The organism is Streptomyces tardus (assembly GCF_018101125.2).
GTDB lineage: Bacteria > Actinomycetota > Actinomycetes > Streptomycetales > Streptomycetaceae > Streptomyces > Streptomyces tardus.
Genome location: NZ_JAELVF020000005.1, coordinates 69,122 through 89,455, shown reverse-complemented (window position 1 = coordinate 89,455; position 20,334 = coordinate 69,122). Strand labels below are relative to the sequence as shown.

Below are 20,334 nucleotides of genomic sequence, written 5' to 3'. Positions count from 1 at the left end.
GAGGGGAATGCGAGGCGAGAAGTGTGCGAGGCGGACCAACGGCCCGCCGCCCGCACACCGGCCGTCAGACGGCGTCCGGCGCGAGGTGTCTGCGCGCCACCCACGCGTCCGGCACGACGATCCACTCGTCGAACGCGGCCTGGTAGGGAACGCTCCGGCCGGCCAGCCTCGGCGCGCGGGCCGGGTCGGACTGGGCGACGAGCAGCCACAGCGGGCTGCCGCCCTGCCGGGACTCCTCCGCGAGCCGGCCCAGGAGGTCGAACGCGTCGTAGCGGGCGAGCGCCGCCGTGTCGGTGAGGAGCAGCGGGCCGCCGCCCGTGGCCGCCAGACGCTCGCGAAGGAGCGGCTCGACGCGCCCCCACGCCTTGTCCGTACGGACCCGCAACCGCTGGTGAAGCGGCGAGCCCGGCTCGGCGGCGTCCGCCTTGAGGACGGTCTCCCAGGTCGGCTTCGCCGCCTCGGCGATCACGCCGCGCAGCTCGGCCAGGAACAGCTTGGTCAGCGAGACGACCGCTGCCCCGTACGGCGGAGCGGCCAGTCGCCGTACCGCCGTCTCCGCGCCCTGCTGCGGCACGGTCAGGACCCGGAACCCGTCCTGCCCCGCCGAGTGCCCGAGCCGCTGCTCGGCCTTCACCGCCGCCGCGACCGCCGCGTCCGCGTCGTACTGCGTCGGCGCGGACCGCCGCGCCGCAGAGGCCGTGACACCCCAACTCGCGGACGTCAGACCGCTGGTGAACGCCCCGGCGGGCCGGTCCGGGACGAGCCGGAGGACCTTGTCGTAGCGGGTCGCCAGCTTCAGCTCGAAACCGGCCTGCTTCAGCAACCGCACCAGCGCGCTGCCGCCCGGCAGTTCGCGGGGGAGAAGGGGATCGGCGCCCAGTTCGGGGAAGCGGGTCGCGACCCGCTTGTGCAGGGCGCGGACAGTGAGCCCCAGTTGGCGCTCCTCCTCAAGACCCGGCTGCTCGGCGACCACACCGGCCTGGGTGATCCGCAGTGCGCGCACGAGGTCCAGATCGCGCGGATAGATCTCCAGACGGGGTGTGAGCGCGGCCCCGGGGGAAGCCGCGACCGCGATCTCGGCCGTCCGACGCTCGTCCCAGCCGAGCACCCCCGGCGGCTGCCGCACCGCGGCCAGCCTGGTGAGGACCGTGCTCGCCGTCGGCAGGGATTCCAGGCCCGCCAGTTCGTCCGCCTGCGTGCCCAGCTTGAGGGCGTACTCCCGGAGGGCCGGCAGGCTCGGGGTGTCCGCCCCGTCCGAACCGCCTGCGCTGTCCTGTCCGTCGCGGACGTCGATGACGATCAGTCCGAGCACCGGGTCGGCACCCTTGGGCAGCCGGGCGTGGAAGTAGCGGAACCGCGGCGGCGTCTGCTCGTACTGCTCCCGGAACTGCTCGCGCTCCACCACCGCACGCAGCAGCGACAGCGCCAGCGCACGCCGGTCCCGCCGCTTGGGGACCTCGCTGCCGCGCAGGGGGAGCAGTGCGTCGGCGAGTTCGAGCACCGGCGCGACCCGGCCGCGCTCGGCGACCAGCTCGATCACCTGCTCGCTCAGCAGCCCCAGCGCGGGATCGTTGTACCAGCGCTCGCGCGACTTCTTCACGATCTGCGGGATGCGGCCCACCGTGAGGTCAAGGGCCTTGGCGACGTCCGTCTGCCGGACCCAGGGCAGACCCTCGGGCAGCTCGCCGTTCTCGTCGGGAAGCCGGAGCAGCAGCCGGACGGCCTCGCGTTCCTTCTCGTTGGAACGGGCGCTGCCGCCCGAGGGGCGCGGGACCAGACGGGAGGCAAGGGCGTCCAGGCTCAGCGCGCGCAGCACCTCAGGGCCGGTGTCGCCGCCGGCGGCGACCGCTTCGGCGGCGGCCTTCTCCAGCTCGGTGACCTCCTCGCGGGCGGCCTTGAGCGCCTCCTTGCTCATCGGCACCGGCGTCCTGCCGAGTCGCAGGTTCCACTGCTTCTGCCGGTTCTGGATCTCCGTGCGGGTCCGGGCGCCCATGCCCGGCGCGGTCAGGAACTTGCGCACCGAGTAGTCCAGGACGTCCCCCACGGTGTTCAGGCCCAGGCCGAAGAGCTGGGACTGCGCCGCGAGAGTCAGGCCGGCCACCGACAACGGGGTGGAACGGTCGGCCCGCTCCGCCTGCTCGTCGCGGATCGCCTCGGCCGAGGTGTCGTCGTCGCCCTGGCCGATCTCCGGCGCGGCGCTCTCCACCGCCACCGCCTTGTTGCCGTGCCCGGAACTCGGCGCTGTCGTCCGCTGGGCGTCCAGGAAGATCGCGTTCCAGGCGCGCTCCATCGGCTTCAGATCCGGGAAGCGGTTCTTCACGTCCCGGGCCAGGGCCTTGTGGAAGAAGGCCACCAGGCCCTCGCGCACCGGGTCGTCGAAGGCGTCGGAGGCGAGCTGCGGGTACGGCCACTCCTTCGGATCGGTCTGCCGGGGCGTGACCGATCCGTCGCCCCAGCGGGGCAGCTCGCGGGAGGCCATCTCGTGCAGCGTGACCGCCAGCGCGTACCGCTCGGCGTGGCCGTCGTACGAACCGCGCGTGATGATCCCGACGAACGGGTCGAGATAGCCCTCGGTGCCTGCCTCGATCTCCTTCGCCGGATAACCGGCGAGCGAGAAGTCGATCATCACGAGCTGGCGGGTGCCGTTGGGCCGGATCCGAATGGCGATGTTGTCCGGCTTCAGGTCCCGGTGCCAGATGCCCTCGGCCTCCAGGTGCTCCACCGCGCCGAACAGGTATTGCCCGTACCTCTCCAACTGGTCCATGCGCAGCCGGCCGTAGTCCTGCAGCTGGCGGGCGACGGTGTCCTCCCGCCTGCGTGCGGCCTTGCCCGTGCCCCCCGTGTCCAGCGCGCGATTGTCGCCCACGTACTCCAGGGCGAGCACCCTGCGGCCCGCGAGGGTCAGCGGCTCCCGCTCGTACAGCGCGATGATGCTCGAATCCCGGTGGATTCGGCCCAGGACATCGGCCTCCCGGTCGAGCACCACGTGCTTCGCCTCGCTGAGCGCGACCTTGAGCACCGCCACCGGCAGACTCCCGCTGCGACGCGGCTCACCGGCCAGGTCACGGACCAGGAACGCGCGCGAGGTCGAGCCCGTACCGAGACGGCGCACGATCTCCCAGCGCCCGGCGAACAGATCACCGGCCACGGCTTCCAGCGGGTCCTTCTCCGGCTCTCCGCCCGCTTCCCGGCCCGAGGAAGCGCCGGAAGGCGGATCTCCGTCCGCGGTGCCGCCGAGGGACGCGGCCTGCTCCGCGAACGCCTCCTCGACGAACTCCAGCATCTCCAGGAAGTCGTCGATCGTGGAGAGGCGGCGGTTCGGGTCGTAGGCGGTGGACGCCTCCACCAGCTCGTCGAGGTCGGAGTTGAGGCCGTCCACCAGCGCGCTGGGGGCGAGCTTCTCGCCCGCCTCCAGACGGGACAGGACCTCGCTCTGCGTCGCACCCGGCGCCTGCCCGGTGATGAGGAGATAGGTGAGAACGCCGAGCCCGTACACATCGAGCTGGACCGGGTCCGCCTTGGGGACCCGCAGCTCGGGAGCGAGATACGGGTCGGCCTGCTCGGAGACGTGCAGACCGGACAGACGGGAGGCGGCCAGCGTCAGCGGCCTGCCCCGGCTGGCGCTGTGCCCGGAAGCGATCTGCCAGTCCGCGATCTGCAGCCAGGGGCTCAGCCAGCGCTGCTCCTCGCCCAGCTCCTGCCCGCGCGGACCGCGGTTGCGCGGGATCACGTGCACCGCGTGCGCCGACAGCGTGCGGTGATGAAGCCGCTTGGAGTGCGCGGAACGGAGCGTCTCGGCGAGCTGGCGGACCAGCGCGAGACGGCCGGACAGGTCGAGGCGCTCGCCGTGCTCCGCCAGGTAGTCGTCGAGCCTTTGAGTCTCCGGGTGGTAGTCGAAGAGGATCGTCGGGCCCGCGGGATGCCCCGACGGCAGATAGCTCTTGAGCTGGACGGCGCCCTGATGCCGAAACCGGCTGAGCACCGTGGCCTCACGCGCGGCGGCCCTCTCCACCGAAGCGCGCTCCGCGTCCGAAGCGCCCCGCTCGCTGAGGAAGACCCGCACTCGCGCCGAGTCGTCCAACTGAGTGTGACGCCCCAGGTAGTCGGCCCAGGTGGGGCCGGAGTCGAACGCCTTCGTCTCCAGGAGGTACGACCCCGCCTCGTGCTGACGGCGGATGGGCGCGATGCCGAGCTGCTTGAGGGCGCCGTCGACCTGGCGCGCGATCGCCGCGGTCACCTGCCCCCGGGTGTCCTCCGGCGGAACAGCGAGCATCTCGACCAACTGCCTGATCTTGAAGATGCCGTTGAGGTCGGCGCCCGCCAGATCCACCCGGAACTTGTCGTCGGTGAAGCAGACCGCCTCACCCACCCAGATCCTGGGCCGCCCGGGACCACGCCCCACGACGTTCCCGATGAGGCCCGCCAGCTCCTTGGCCTTCTGGTTGGTCAGGTGCAGCGGATTGCCGTGCCGGCGATTGGTGCCGCCGGGTGTCCTCTGCACCCAGCTCTTACCGGCGCCGCTCACCGACCCGTGCCAGTCCTTCAACTCGACGAGGAAGACACCGGCCGGCGCGGTGACCATGAGGTCGATCTCGCGGACGTGCCCGCTGTTCGCCGTGAAGGTGAAGTTCGACCAGGCACGCCAAGGCTCTTCGTCCGGAAGGAGCCTGCGGATCGCCTCAAGACCGCGGCGCTCGTGCTCGAACTCGGACTCGGTGACCGTCGTCCACCGGCCATCCCTCATGCGGCTCCCGCCCCGTGTCAGCTCATGTCCGTGCGTACCGGTCGCGATCCTGCTGGCGCGGCCCAGGCAGCCCGGCTGAATTCCCCGGAGGAAATCCTAGACGGTGACACTGACACCGGGTGGTCCAGAAGCGACAACGGCCGTACAGCGGCAGGTCGGAGAGCGTGGACGCAGGTCGCGGTGGCTGGGGCCGCGGAGGAGTGCACAGGGGATGCCCGCCGGACGGTGAGGGGTGGCGCGGTCGGGGGCACTGGCTCGGACCGCGAAGTCCGGGCTGCGGCTCGGAGGTTGGGCGGTGCGGTGGGTCCGAGGGGTGTGCAGCTGCCCTTGAACGCCGGACCACGGGGGAGGGGCGTCGGTCCGGCCGGGGCTGCGGGCACGAAGGACGGGGTGACGCGTCGTCCCAAAAGGGTGATGTGGGCTGCATGTCGCCCGGGCGGAGCCGGTCCGAAAGAAATTCCCGCGGCGCGAAATACTCGCAAATTCCTTAGCTCTGCCCGTGCTTGCATGGCGCGACGAGGACGGCTCGTGAGCGCAGTCAGGCGTCTCGTGCTTCTGCGATGGACGCTGCTCTGGCCGCCGGCCCGGGCACGACAGCACGCGCTGGGTGTCGATCGGTCCGCCCCGCGGGTGCGGGCTCCCGCCCAACCGGTCCTCACCGTGGCGGTGGAAAGAGGGAAGATGTCCAAGCGTGCACTGATCACCGGAATCACCGGACAGGACGGCTCGTACCTGGCCGAACACCTGCTGGGCCAGGGCTACCAGGTCTGGGGGCTGTGCCGGGGGCAGGCGAACCCCCGGAAGGACCGGATAGCCAGACTGATCCCCGGCCTGTCCTTCGTGGACGGCGACCTGATGGACCAGGGCAGCCTGGTGTCGGCGGTGGACCTGGTCCAGCCCGACGAGGTCTACAACCTGGGCGCCGTCTCGTTCGTGCCGATGTCCTGGCAGCAGCCCGAACTGGTCACCGAGGTGAACGGCACCGGCGTGCTGCGCATGCTGGAGGCGGTCCGCATCGTGTCGGGCCTCAGCAAGTCCACCGGCAGCACCGGAGGCGGCCAGATCCGCTTCTACCAGGCGTCGTCCTCCGAGATGTTCGGGCAGGTGGCGGAGAGCCCGCAGCGGGAGACCACCTTCCTGCACCCGCGCAGCCCCTACGGAGTGGCGAAGACCTTCGGCCACTACATCACCCGCAACTACCGCGAGTCGTACGGGATGTACGGAGTCTCCGGCATCCTGTTCAACCACGAGTCCCCGCGCCGGGGCGCCGAGTTCGTGACCCGCAAGATCTCCCTGGCGGTCGCCCTGATCAAGCTCGGCATGCAGGACAAGCTGAGCCTCGGCAACCTCGACGCCCAGCGCGACTGGGGTTTCGCCGGCGACTATGTGCGCGCCATGCACCTGATGCTCCAGCAGGACGAGCCCGGCGACTACGTGGTGGGCACCGGCGCCATGCACAGCGTCAAGGACGCGGCCCGTATCGCCTTCGACCACGTCGGTCTCGACTGGGAGGAGCATGTGGTCGTCGACCCCGACCTGGTTCGCCCGGCCGAGGTCGAGACCCTGTGCGCTGATCCCTCCGCGGCCCGCCGGGAGCTCGGCTGGGAGCCCGAGGTCGACTTCGAGGAACTCATGCGCATGATGGTCGAGTCCGACCTGCAGCAGGCGTCTCGCGAGCGCGACTACAGCCGTCTGCTGTCCACCGTCAGCTGGTAGGAGCCCGTACGGCATCCGCATCCGCTTCCGAGGAGGTCCGCACACGGCCGTGTGCGGGCCTCCTCGCGTCCGGGCCTGCCCGAACTGTCGTCACAGACTAGGGATTTCCAAAGACGGAGCGTCGCAGACTGAGCCCATGATCTGCGGAACCGTGTGCACGGCACGCGCCCATGGCGGGTGCCCCGGCGAAGCGGCCCGGGCCGGCCGAGGTCACCCCCGGCTCCAGGTGCCCACGCCGAACCACCAGCCGTCCGCCGGTCTTCTCCCAGATGGGTTGCGTTGATATGGACAAGGAACAGAAGCTCCGGGACTACCTCAAGCGGGCGAGCGCTGATCTGAAGCGTTCCCGGCAGCGGGTGGGCGAACTGGAGGCGGCGGCCACCGAGCCCATCGCGATCATCGGCATGAGCTGTCGCTACCCGGGCGGTGTCAGCAGCCCCGAGGAGCTGTGGCGCATGCTCGTCGCGGGCGAGGACGGCATCACCGCGATGCCGGACGACCGCGGTTGGGAAGCGGCCATCGGTGACGGGCCCGCCGACTTCGCCGGTGGCTTCCTCCACGACGCGCCCGCCTTCGACCCGGACTTCTTCGGCATCTCGCCCCGCGAGGCGCTGTCCATGGACCCGCAGCAGCGGCTGCTCCTGGAGACCGGCTGGGAGGCCTTCGAACGGGCCGGTATCGACCCCGCCGGAGTCCGCGGCTCCCGTACCGGCATGTTCGTCGGCGCCATGCCCCAGGACTACCGGGTCGGCCCCGAGGACGACGTCCAGGGCTTCCAGCTCACCGGCAACGCGACCAGCATCCTGTCCGGGCGGCTCTCCTACTTCTTCGGCGCCGTCGGCCCAGCCGTCACCGTCGACACCGCCTGTTCCTCCTCCCTCGTCGCCCTGCACCTCGCCGCACAGTCCCTGCGCGCGGGGGAGTGCTCGCTGGCGCTCGCCGCGGGCGTCACCGTGATGGCGAGCCCCACGACCTTCGTCGAGTTCGCCCGGCAGGGCGGCCTCGCGGGCGACGGCCGCTGCAAGTCCTTCGCCGACGGGGCCGACGGCACCGGCTGGTCCGAAGGCGTCGGCGTCCTCGCTCTGGAGAGGCTCTCCGACGCGCGCCGCAACGGGCACCACATCCTCGCGGTCGTGCGCGGCTCCGCCGTCAACCAGGACGGCGCCTCCAACGGCCTCACCGCGCCCAACGGCCCCTCCCAGCAGCGCGTCATCGAGTCCGCCCTCGTCAACGCCCGCCTCACCGGCGCCGATGTGGACGTCGTCGAAGCGCACGGCACCGGCACCGTCCTGGGCGACCCCGTCGAGGCGCAGGCGCTCCTCGCCACCTACGGCCAGAGCCGCGACCCCGAACGGCCGCTGCTGCTCGGCTCGGTGAAGTCCAACATCAGCCACACCCAGGCCGCCGCAGGCGTCGCGGGCATCATCAAGATGGTCATGGCGATGCGCCACGACCTGCTGCCCCGCACCCTGCACGTCGACCGGCCCTCCAGCCACGTCGACTGGACCGAGGGCGCCGTCCGCCTCCTCACCGAGGCCGCTCTCTGGCCCCGCCGCGAGGGCGCCCCGCGCCGGGCCGGTGTCTCGTCCTTCGGCCTCTCCGGCACCAACGCGCACACCATCATCGAAGAGGCCCCGCACCAGGCGCCCGTCGAGCCCGACGCGCCCGCCGTCGAGCCCGGCGCCCTGCCCTGGCTGCTCTCGGGACGCACCCCCGACGCCCTGCGCGCCCAGGCCGCCCGTCTCCTGGACCACCTCACCGCCCACCCGGCGCTCCCCGCCCTGGACGTCTCGCACGCCCTCGCCACCACCCGCTCCGCCCTGGAGCACCGGGCCGCGCTGACCACCTCCGACCGCGACACCGCCGTCGCCGCCCTCACCGCGCTCGCCGCCGGGACCGACTCCGCCGACGTACCCGGCCTCTCCGCCCACCAGCTCCGCGGCCGCACCAAGCTCGCCGTGCTCTTCTCCGGCCAGGGCTCCCAGCGTCCCGGCATGGGCCGCGACCTCTACGTCCGCTTCCCCGTCTTCGCCGCCGCGCTCGACGAGATCCTCGGCCACCTCGACGCCGGACTCGACCGCCCGCTGCGCCCCCTCATGTTCGCCGAACAGGGGACCCCCGAGGCCGCCCTCCTCGACCGCACCGGCTACGCCCAACCCGCCCTGTTCGCCCTCGAAGTGGCCCTCTACCGGCTCGTCGAGTCCTGGGGCGTCACCCCCGCCCACGTCACCGGGCACTCCGTCGGCGAGATCGCCGCCGCCCATGTCGCCGGGGTCTTCTCCCTCGCCGACGCCTGCGCCCTCGTCGTCGCCCGCGGCAGCCTCATGCAGGCCCTGCCCGAGGGCGGCGCCATGGTCTCCGTCGAGGCCACCGAGGACGAGGTGGCGCCGCTGCTGGCCGACCACCCGGGACAGGTGTCGATCGCCGCCGTCAACGGCCCCTCGGCCGTGGTCGTCGCGGGCGCCGAAGACGCCGTCGAGGACATCGCCGCGCGGATTGCCGCCCTCGACGAGACCGGACGCCGCACCCGCCGCCTGAAGGTCTCGCACGCCTTCCACTCGCCGCTCATGGAGCCGATGCTGGAGCCGTTCCGCGCGGTCGTCGCCGGACTCTCCCCGCAGGCACCCACCCTGCCCGTCGTCTCCAACCTGACCGGGGCGCCCGCCACCGTCGAGCAGCTGACCTCCGCCGACTACTGGACCGACCACGTGCGCCGGGCCGTTCGCTTCGCCGACGGCATCGACTGGCTGGCCGGGCACGGCACCGGCGTCTTCCTCGAACTCGGCCCCGACGCCACCCTCGCCGCCCTCACCCGTACCGTCCTCGACGCGGCCGGAGACGAGGGCGCGGCCGTGCTGCCGGCCCTGCGCAAGGACCGCCCCGAGGCCGCCACCCTCACCGAGACGGCCACCGGACTGCACCTGCGGGGCACCGCCGTGCGCTGGCAGCGCTGGTTCGACGGCACCGGCGCCCGCCGCGCCGACCTGCCCACGTACGCCTTCCAGCACCGCCGCTTCTGGCCCAAGGCCGTCTCCGGACTCACCGGCGACATGCGCTCGGCCGGACTCGGCGCCGCCCACCACCCGCTGCTGGCCGCCGCCGTCACCCTCGCCAACTCCGACGGCATGCTCCTCACCGGCCGCCTCTCGGTGCGCACCCACCCCTGGCTCGGCGACCACGCGGTGCGCGGCACCGTCCTGCTGGCCGGCACCGCCTTCCTCGAACTGGCCGTGCGCGCGGGCGACGAGGTCGGCTGCGACCGCGTCGAGGACCTCACCCTCGCCGCGCCCCTCGCCCTGCCCGAGGACGGCGGCGTGCAGGTCCAGGTCTGGATCGGCACCCCCGACGAGACCGGCCGGCGTCCCCTCAGCCTGTACTCGCGCCCCGACGGCGACGACGACCGGCCGTGGAACCGGCACGCCGAGGGCACCCTCGCAAGCGGCGCCCACCGCGCCGACGACGCCGACGGGTTCGCCGCCGTCTGGCCGCCCGCCGACGCCGAGCCCGTCGACCTCGCCGGCTTCTACGACGGCCTCGCCGAGGCCGGGTTCGGCTACGGCCCCGCCTTCCGCGGCCTGCGCGCCGTATGGCGGCGTGGCGAGGAGACCTTCGCCGAGGTCGCCCTCGACGCCGGACCCGCGGGCGACGCCGCCCAGTTCGGTCTGCACCCCGCGCTGCTCGACGCAGCCCTGCACGCCACCGCCCTCGCGCCGCTCGGCGAGGACGCCCGCGGTGGGCTGCCCTTCGCCTGGCAGGACGTCACTCTGCACGCGAGCGGCGCCGCCGAGGTCCGCGTCCGCATCACCCCCGCCGGGGACGACGCCGTCGCGCTCGCCGTCGCCGACACCACCGGTACGCCCGTCGCCTCCGTCGGCTCCCTCGTCCTGCGCTCCGCGCCCGACGCCCGCGCCGCCGCCTCCGCGCTGGAGCGCGACGCTCTCTTCGCCCTCGACTGGACCCGTCTCGCCGGTCCCGCCGACGCCGCCCTCCCGGCCGCCGTGACGCTGCTCGGAACCGACCCGTACGGGCTCGGCGCCGCCCTCACCGCCGCAGGCACCGAACTCGCCGCGGGCACCTCGGACGCCGGCACCTCCGACGCCGGCACCCCCGGCCTCGCCCTCGCGCCGGTCGCCCCGGGCACGGACGACGTCCCCGCCGCCGTGCACACCGTCACCGCGCGCGCCCTCGGCCAGATCCAGGAGTGGCTGGCCACCGCGCCGAACCGGGCCCGACTGGTCTTCGTCACCCGCGCCGCCGTCGCAGCGGGCGGCAGCGAGCTCACCGACCCGGCCGCCGCCGCCGTCTGGGGCCTGGTCCGCTCCGCGCAGGCCGAACACCCGCACCGCTTCGGCCTGTTGGACCTCGACCCCGCCGCGGACGCCCCCGACCTCGACGCCCTCGCCGTCGCGCTGGCCGCCGAGGAACCGCAGACCGCCGTACGCGCCGGTACCGTCCTCGCCGCCCGCCTCGCCCGCGTCCGTCCCGGCACCGAACCCACCGCCGCCGCCTGGAACCCGGACGGCACCGTCGTCATCACCGGCGGCACCGGCGGTCTCGGCGCCGTCCTCGCCGACCACCTCGTCACCGCACACGGCGTCCGCCGCCTGGTGCTGGCCGGACGGCGCGGACCCGAGGCGCCCGGCGCCGCCGAACTCGCCGCCGCACTGCGCGAGTCGGGCGCCGAGGTCACCCTCTCCGTCTGCGACGTCGCCGAACCCGACGAGGTGGCACGGCTGTTCGCCGCCGTGCCGGCCGAACACCCCGTCACTGCCGTGGTGCACACCGCGGGCACCCTGGACGACGGCACCGTCGAGACCCTCACCGCCGAACGCCTCGCCGCCGTGCTGCGGCCCAAGGCCGACGCCGTCTGGCACCTGCACCGTGCCACCCGCGACCTCGACCTCGCCGCGTTCGTCGTCTTCTCCTCCCTCGCCGGCACCACCGGCGCCCCCGGCCAGGCCAACTACGCGGCGGGCAACGCCTTCCTGGACGCCCTCGCCCAGCAGCGCCGCGACGCGGGACTGCCCGGTCTCTCCCTCGGCTGGGGCCCCTGGGTCCCCACCGGCGGCATGACCGGCGACCTCGCCGACCGCGACCTGGAGCGCATGTCCCGCTCCGGTACGCCCCCGCTCACCGTCGAACAGGGCCTCGCCCTCTTCGACGCCGCCCTCGCGCTGCCCCGCGCCGCCGTCCTGCCGGTACGCCTCGACCTCGCCGCGCTGCGCGGCCGGGGCGAGGTGCCCCCGCTGCTGCGCGGCCTGATCCGCGGACGCGCCCGCCGCACCGTGCGCACCGGCTCCGAAGCCGCGCTCGGCCTCGCCCAGCGGCTCGCCCGGCTCGACGACGAGGCCCGCACCGAGACCGTCGTCGAGCTGGTCCGCACCCAGACCGCCGTCGTCCTCGGCCACGCCTCCGCCACCGACATCGACCCCGAACGGCCCTTCCAGGACCTCGGGTTCGACTCCCTGACCGCTGTCGAACTGCGCAACCGCCTGGCCGCCGCCACCGGCCTGCGCACCTCCGCGACCGTCATCTTCGACTACCCGACCGTCGCCGCCCTCGCCGCGCACCTCCTGGAGGAGCTGAGCGACGCCCCCGAGCCGGCCGCCGCGGCCACAGCTCCGAAGCCCCGCGCCACCGCCGACGACCCGATCGTCATCGTCGGCATGAGCTGCCGCTACCCCGGCGGCGTCAGCTCGCCGGACGACCTGTGGCGCCTGGTCACCGAGGGCACCGACGCCATCGGCGGACTCCCCGTCAACCGCGGCTGGGACCTCGACGGGCTCTACCACCCCGACCCCGACCACCCCGGCACCTCCTACACCCGCTACGGCGGATTCCTGCACGACGCGGGCGAGTTCGACGCCGGGTTCTTCGGGATGAGCCCCCGCGAGGCGCTCGCCACCGACTCCCAGCAGCGGCTGCTCCTGGAGGCGTCCTGGACCGCCGTCGAACACGCCGGGATCGACCCGGTCGCGCTGCGCGGCAGCCAGACCGGCGTCTTCGCGGGTGTCATGTACAGCGACTACTCGGCGACCCTCGCCGACGAACGCTTCGAGGGCCACCAGGGCAGCGGCACCGCCCCCAGCATCGCCTCGGGCCGGGTCTCCTACGCCCTCGGCCTCGAGGGCCCCGCCGTCACCGTCGACACCGCCTGCTCCTCCTCGCTGGTCGCCATGCACTGGGCGATGCAGGCGCTGCGCGCGGGGGAGTGCTCCCTCGCGCTGGCCGGTGGCGTCACCGTGATGTCCACCCCGACCTCGCTCATCGAGTTCTCCCGCCAGCGCGGCCTGTCGCCCGACGGCCGCTGCAAGGCCTTCTCCGACGAGGCCGACGGCGTCGGCTGGTCCGAGGGCATCGGCGTCCTCGTCCTGGAGCGGCTCTCCGACGCGCGCCGCAACGGTCACCGCGTACTGGCCGTGGTGCGCGGCTCCGCCGTCAACCAGGACGGTGCCTCCAACGGGCTCACCGCGCCCAACGGGCCTTCCCAGCAGCGCGTCATCCGGCAGGCCCTCGGCTCGGCCGGGCTCACCACCGCCGACGTCGACGCCGTCGAGGCGCACGGCACCGGTACGCCGCTGGGCGACCCGATCGAGGCGCAGGCTCTGCTGGCCACCTACGGTCAGGACCGCCCCGCCGAACAGCCGCTGCTGCTGGGCTCGGTGAAGTCCAACATCGGCCACACCCAGGCCGCCGCGGGCGTCGCGGGCGTCATCAAGATGGTCATGGCGATGCGCCACGGGCAGCTCCCGCGCACCCTGCACGCCGACGCGCCCTCCCGGCACGTCGACTGGGAGAGCGGCGACGTCACCCTGCTGCGCGAGCAGACCGCCTGGCCCGAGACCGGCCGCCCGCGTCGTGCTGCCGTCTCCTCCTTCGGCATCAGCGGCACCAACGCCCACCTCGTCCTCGAACAGGGCGAACCCGCGCACCCGGACGCCCCCCGACCCGCCGCGCCCGCGGCGCTGCCCTGGACCCTGTCCGGCCGCACCCGCCCCGCGCTGCGTGCCCAGGCCGCCCGGCTCCTCGCCCACCTCGACACCCACGAGGGCGCCGCCGCCGACCTCACCCTCTCGCTGGCCACCACCCGGCCCGCGTTCGAACAGCGCGGCGTGGTCGTCGGCACCCCCGAGGACGCCCGCCGCGCCCTCGCCGCGCTCGCCGCCGACCGGCCCGACCCCGCCCTCGTCCTCGGCGAGACCGGCGGCGCGGGCCGCACCGCGTTCCTCTTCACCGGCCAGGGCAGCCAGCGCCCCGGCACCGGACGCGCCCTGTACGAGCGGTACCCGGCCTTCGCCGAAGCCCTCGACGAGGTGATCGCCCGGCTCGACCCGCTGCTCCTCGACGCCCCCGCCGACACCCCGCACGGTTCGCTCGGGGACGTACTGTTCGCCGCCGACGGCACCCCCGGCGCGGACGCCCTGCACGAGACCGGCTGGACCCAGCCCGCGCTGTTCGCCCTGGAGACCGCCGCGTACCGGCTGGTCCGCTCCTGGGGCGTGCGTCCCGGCGTACTGCTCGGCCACTCCGTCGGCTCCGTCGCCGCCGCGCACGCCGCGGGCATCCTCTCCCTCGACGACGCCTGCGCGCTCGTCGCCGCCCGCGCCCGTCTGATGCAGGCCCTGCCCGAGGGCGGCGCCATGTGGTCGCTCCAGGCGTCCGAGGACGAGGTCCTGCCGCTGCTCGAAGAGGTGCGGGACCAGGTCTCCCTGGCCGCCGTCAACGGGCCCTCGGCCGTCGTGGTCTCCGGCGAGCAGGACGCCGCCGACCGGATCGCCGCCCACTTCGCCGAACTCGGCCGCACCACCCGCCGTCTGAAGGTCTCGCACGCATTCCACTCGCCCCGCATGGACGCCATGCTGGACGCCTTCCGCGAGGTCGCCGAGAGCCTCACCTACCACGAGCCGACCGTGCCCGTCGTCAGCGACCTCACCGGCCGTCTCGCCGAGGGCGAGGATCTGCGCACCGCCGACCACTGGGTCCGGCACGTCCGTTCCACCGTCCGGTTCGCCGACGCCGTGCGAGCCGCCCGCGCCGCGGGCGCCGCCACCTACCTCGAACTCGGCCCCGGCGGCTCCCTGTGCGCCGCCGCCCAGGACACCCTCGGCGACGGGAGCGACGCCGACACCGTCCCGCTGCTGCGCACCGACCGCCCCGAGGACGAGGCCGCCCTCACTGCGCTCGCCCGCCTGCACGTGCGCGGCGTCCGCGTCGACTGGACCGCCGTCCACCGGGGCACCGGCGCCGGCGCCGTCGAACTGCCCACGTACGCCTTCCAGCACCAGACCTACTGGCCCGACACCGCCGCGCCCACCGTCCGCCGCGCCGGCGGCCCGGCGGACGCCGCGGACCCCGCGGACGCCGAGTTGTGGAGCGCCGTCGAGTCCGGCGACACCGCCTCCCTGGTCGGGCTGCTCGGCCTGCGCGACGAGGAACACGCCTCGCTGTACGCGCTGTTGCCGTCGCTGTCCTCCTGGCGGCGCGCGCGCCACGAGCGGGCCGTCCTCGACGCCGCCCGCTACCGCGTCGGCTGGCACCCGGCCGCCGCCGAGGGCGCCCCCGTCCTGGACGGGACCTGGCTCGCCGTCACCACCGGCGGCGCGGGCACCGACGTCCTGGACGCGCTGCGCGGCCACGGAGCCGTCGTCGAACGCCTCGACCTCGACGACACCCACCGCGACCGCGACCAACTCGCCGCAGCCCTGCGCGCCGCCACCGACACCCCCGACGGCGTCAACGGCGTGATCTCGCTGCTCCCGCTCGCCGACCCGGCCCGCCCGGACACCGCGCTGCCCGCCGGATTCGCCCTCGGTGTCGTCCTCGCCCAGGCCCTCACCGACATCGGCGCCACCGCCCCGCTGTGGACCGTCACCCGCGGTGCCGTCTCCACCGGTCCCGGCGACCCGCTCACCCACCCCGCGCGCGCCGCCGCCTGGGGCCTCGGCCGGGTCACCGCCCTGGAGTGCCCCGACCGGTTCAGCGGCCTCGTCGACCTGCCCGAGGTCCTCGACGCGCCCGCCACCCAGCGCCTGGTCAGCGTGCTGGCCACCCGCGAGGGCGAGGACCAGCTCGCCGTCCGTGTCGGCGGCACCTTCGCCCGCCGCGTGGTGCGCCACCCCGGCGACGAACTGCCCCGCGAGGACGCCTTCACCGCCTCGGGGACCGTGCTGGTCACCGGCGGCACCGGCGGCCTCGGCGCGCGTGCCGCCCGCTGGCTCGCCGACGCGGGAGCCGACCACCTGATCCTCACCAGCCGCCGCGGACCCGACGCCCCCGGCGCCGCCGAACTCCGCGCCGAACTGGAGGAGTCGGGCGCCCGGGTCACCCTCGCCGCCTGCGACAGCGCCGACCGCGACGCCCTCGCGGCGGTCCTCGCCGCCGTCCCCGACGACGCCCCGCTCACCGGTGTCGTGCACGCGGCCGGTGTCGGCCAGGCCGCGCCGCTCGCCGCGACCCCGCTGGACGACGTCGCCGCCGCGATGGCCGCCAAGACCCTCGGCGCCGCCCACCTCGACGCCCTTCTCGAAGGCCACGACCTCGACTTCTTCGTCCTGGTCTCCTCCATCGCCGGAGTCTGGGGCAGCGCCGGGCAGAGCGCCTACGCCGCCGCCAACGCCTACCTCGACGCCCTCGCCGAGCAGCGCCGCGCGCGCGGCCTCGCCGCCACCTCCGTGGCCTGGGGCCCCTGGGCCGAGGTCGGTATGGCCAGCGCCCACCGGTCGGTCTCCGACAGTTTCGAGCGCACCGGTCTGCGGCTGCTCGACCCGGGCACCGCCATGACCGAACTGCGCCGGGCCGTCGTGCGCGGCGAGAGCACCGTCACCGTCGCCGACGTCGACTGGGAGCAGTACCACCCGGTCTTCACCGCCTCCCGCGCCAGCCGCCTCTTCGACGCCCTCGACTCGGTCGCCGCCCTGGCCGCCCCCGCCGGCGGCACCGCCACCGGCACCGCCTCCGAACTCGCCGTCCGGCTCGGCGGGCTCACCGGCGAGGAGCAGGAGCGCCTCCTCGTCGACCTGGTGCGTTCCGAGGCCGCCGTCGTCCTCGGCCACACCTCCGCCGAGGGCGTTCCCGCCAAACGCGCCTTCCGGGACGCCGGGTTCGACTCGCTGACCGCCGTCGACCTGCGCAAGCGCCTGGTCGCCCTGACCGGCCTCGCCCTGCCCACCACCCTGGTCTTCGACTACCCCAACCCGGTCGCCCTCGCCCGCCACCTGCGCGGGGAACTCCTGGGCACCGCCGACCCCGCCGCCGTCGTCCTCCCGGCGCCCGCCGCCGACGAGCCCATCGCCATCGTCGGCATGAGCTGCCGCATGCCCGGCGGCGCCCGATCCGCCGACGCGTTCTGGCGGCTCGTCGCCGACAGCACCGACACCATCTCCGAGTTCCCCGTCAACCGCGGCTGGGACGCCGACGCCCTCTACGACCCGGACCCCGACCGGCACGGCACCACCTACTCCACGCAGGGCGGATTCCTGCACGACGCGGGCGAGTTCGACGCCGGGTTCTTCGGCATCTCGCCCCGCGAAGCCGTCTCCATGGACCCGCAGCAGCGGCTGCTCCTGGAGACTGCGTGGGAAGCCTTCGAACACGCCGGGATCGACCCCGCGTCGGTCCACTCCACGCCCACCGGCACCTTCATCGGCTCCACCTACCAGGACTACGGCGTCAGCATGGACGACGGGTCCGCTGGCCACGCCGTCACCGGGTCGAGCCCCAGCGTGCTCTCCGGGCGCCTCGCCTACACCTTCGGACTCGAAGGCCCCGCCGTCACCGTCGACACCGCCTGCTCCTCCTCCCTGGTCGCGCTGCACCTGGCCTGCCAGTCGCTGCGCAACGGCGAGTCCACCCTCGCGCTGGCCGGCGGCGCCACCGTCATGACCAACCCGATGCCGTTCATCGCGTTCAGCCGCCAGCGCGCCCTCGCCCGGGACGGCCGCTGCAAGGCGTTCTCCGACGAGGCCGACGGCATGACCCTCGCAGAGGGCATCGGCATCCTCGTCCTGGAGAAGCTCTCCGACGCGCGCCGCAACGGCCACGAGGTCCTCGCCGTCGTCCGCGGCTCCGCCATCAACCAGGACGGCGCCTCCAACGGCCTCACCGCGCCCAACGGCCCCTCCCAGATCCGCGTGATCCGGCAGGCCCTCGGCGCCGCCGGGCTCACCACCGCCGACGTCGACGTCGTCGAGGCCCACGGCACCGGCACCGCGCTCGGCGACCCGATCGAGGCGCAGGCCCTGCTCGCCACCTACGGCCAGGACCGCGACCCCGAACACCCGCTGCTGCTCGGCTCGGTGAAGTCCAACATCGGGCACACCCAGTCCGCCGCCGGCGTCGCGGGCATCATCAAGATGGTCATGGCGATGCGCCACGGGCAGCTCCCGCGCACCCTGCACGCCGACGCGCCCTCCCGGCACATCGACTGGACCAGCGGCACCGTCCGCCTGATCACCGAGCCCACGCAGTGGAGCCACGAGGACCGGCCGCTGCGCTGCGCCGTCTCCTCCTTCGGCATCAGCGGCACCAACGCGCACGCCGTCCTGGAGCAGGCGCCCGCCGTCGAGGAAACCGCCCCGGCCGCCGAGCCGACCCTCCCCGCGGGCGGCACCCTGCCATGGATCCTGTCCGCCGCCGCCCCGGCCGCCCTGCGCGACCAGGCCGCGCACCTGGCCACCCACCTCGCCACCGGCACCGCGCCGCACTCCGTCGACGTCGGCCACACCCTGATCTCCGCCCGCTCCGTCCTGGAGCACCGGGCCGTCGCCCTGGGCACCGACACGGCCGAACTCCTCGACGCGCTCACCGAGTTCGGCACCGGCACGCCCACCGCCCAGGTGGTGCACGGCACCGCCGACACCGACGGCCGCACCGTCTTCGTCTTCCCGGGCCAGGGCTCCCAGTGGGCCGGCATGGGCGCCGAACTCCTCGACACCTCACCGGTGTTCGCCGAGCGCTTCCACGAGTGCGCCGCCGCCCTGGCGACCCACACCGACTGGTCCCTGGTCGACGTCGTCCGCCAGGCCGACGGCGCCCCCACCCTGGACCGGGTGGACGTCGTCCAGCCCGCCACCTGGGCCGTGATGGTCTCCCTCGCCGAACTGTGGCGGGCCCACGGCGTCACCCCCGACGCCGTCATCGGCCACTCCCAGGGCGAGATAGCCGCCGCCGTCGTCTCCGGTGCGCTCTCCCTGGCCGACGGCGCCCGCGTTGTTGCCCTGCGCTCCCAGGCCATCGGCCGCGTCCTCGCCGGAGCGGGCGGCATGATGTCCGTGCAGATCTCCGCCGCCGAGGCCGAGGAGCACCTCGCCCCGTACGACGGCGCCGTCTGCGTCGCCGCCGTCAACGGGCCCCACTCCGTGGTCCTGGCCGGCACCCCCGTGGCACTGGACACCCTGCAGGCCGAGTTCACCGCCCGCGACCTGCGCGCCCGCCGCGTCGCCGTGGACTACGCCTCGCACTCCGCCCAGGTCGAACGCCTGGAGTCCGAACTCCTCGACGTGCTCGCCCCGGTCGCCCCGCGGGCCGCCCGCGTCCCGTTCCACTCCACCGTCACCGGCGAACTCCTCGACACCACCGGCATGGACGCCGCCTACTGGTACCGCAACCTGCGGCAGACCGTCCGCTTCGACGAGACCGTCCGCGCCCTTCTCGACGCCGAGCACACCGTCTTCGTCGAGATCAGCCCGCACCCCGTGCTCACCATGGCAGTCCAGGCCACCGCCGAGGACACCGGCCGCCAGATCGCCGCCGTCGGCACCCTCCGCCGCGACCAGGGCACCACCGGCCGCTTCCTGGCCTCCCTCGCCGAGCAGTGGACCCGCGGCGGACGCGCCGACTGGGCCGCCGTCTACGCCGGGACCGGCGCCCGCAGGACACCCCTGCCCACCTACGCCTTCCAGCGGGAACACCTGTGGGCCGTCGCCGGACGGCCGCAGGGCGGCACCGGGGACCCCGCGGACGCCGAGTTCTGGGCGGAGGTCGAGCAGCAGGACGTGGACTCCCTCGCCTCCCGGCTCCGCCTCGACCCCGACGCCCTCACCCCGCTGCTGCCCGCCCTCTCCACCTGGCGCAAGCAGCGCCGCGACCGCTCCACCGTCGGCTCCTGGCGCTACCGCGCCACCTGGAAGCCGCTCGGCGCGCTGCCCACCGCCCACCTCGACGGAACCTGGCTCCTGGTCACCGCCGACGGCACCGACCCCGACCGCGCCGCCGCCGTCTCCGAGGTGCTCACCGCCCACGGAGCCACCGCGCTCCCGCTGGTGCTGAGCGCCGCCGACGCCGATCGCGAGGCCCTCACCGAGCGGCTGCGCGCCCTGCCCGACCTCGCCGGCGTCGTCTCGCTGCTCGCCGACGCCGAGGACGCCGGCACCGTCCACCCCGTCCTGACCGACGGTCTCGCCCTCAGCGTCCGGCTGGTCCAGGCGCTCGGCGACGCGGGCACCGACGCAACCGTCTGGGCCGTCACCACGGGTGCCGTCTCCACCGGCCGCGCCGACCGCCTCACCCGGCCCGTCCAGGCCATGGTCACCGGTCTCGGCTGGACCGCCGCCCTCGAACACCCCGACCGATGGGGCGGCACCGTCGACCTGCCCGAGACCCTCGACCGGCGCGCAGGCGAACGCCTGGCCGCCGTCCTCGCCGGGACCACCGGGGACGAGGACCAACTCGCCGTACGCGCAGGCGGTGTTCTCGCCCGTCGTATCGCCCCCGCGCCGGCGCCCACCGGCGGCGACTGGAGCCCGCGCGGCACCGTCCTGGTCACCGGCGGCACCGGCACCCTCGGCCCGCACCTGGCCCGCTGGCTCGCCGACCAGGGCGCCCGCGACCTCGTCCTCACCTCACGGCGCGGCCCGGACGCGCCCGGCGCCGACGAC

3 protein-coding genes (1 of these 3 running past the window's edge) are annotated in these 20,334 nt (G+C 74.5%); 2 read left to right on the top strand and 1 reads right to left on the bottom strand.

Annotated elements, in window-relative coordinates; genetic code table 11:
* Positions 1–64: 64 nt before the first annotated feature.
* Positions 65–4,744, bottom strand: coding sequence for a BREX system serine/threonine kinase PglW (gene pglW / locus JGS22_RS25610; protein WP_211039003.1), 4,680 nt, complete (start codon positions 4,742–4,744; stop codon positions 65–67).
* A gap of 681 nt (positions 4,745–5,425) precedes the next feature.
* Between pglW and JGS22_RS25605 the strand changes: the two genes are divergently transcribed.
* Entirely contained in the window at positions 5,426–6,460 is a 1,035-nt protein-coding gene (locus JGS22_RS25605; protein WP_211039004.1) for a GDP-mannose 4,6-dehydratase, read from the top strand.
* 284 nt (positions 6,461–6,744) lie between these two features.
* Positions 6,745–20,334: the 5' portion of a type I polyketide synthase gene (locus JGS22_RS25600; protein ID WP_216815184.1), read on the top strand. Its footprint extends 15,003 nt past the window's final position; only the first 13,590 of its 28,593 coding nucleotides appear in the window; the start codon lies at positions 6,745–6,747; the stop codon falls past the right edge of the window.

Excerpts from the sequence above, each read along its gene's own strand:
- pglW (WP_211039003.1), bottom strand. The coding sequence starts at position 4,744 with ATGAGGGATGGCCGGTGGACGACGGTCACCGAGTCCGAGTTCGAGCAC.
- JGS22_RS25605 (WP_211039004.1), top strand. The coding sequence starts at position 5,426 with ATGTCCAAGCGTGCACTGATCACCGGAATCACCGGACAGGACGGCTCG.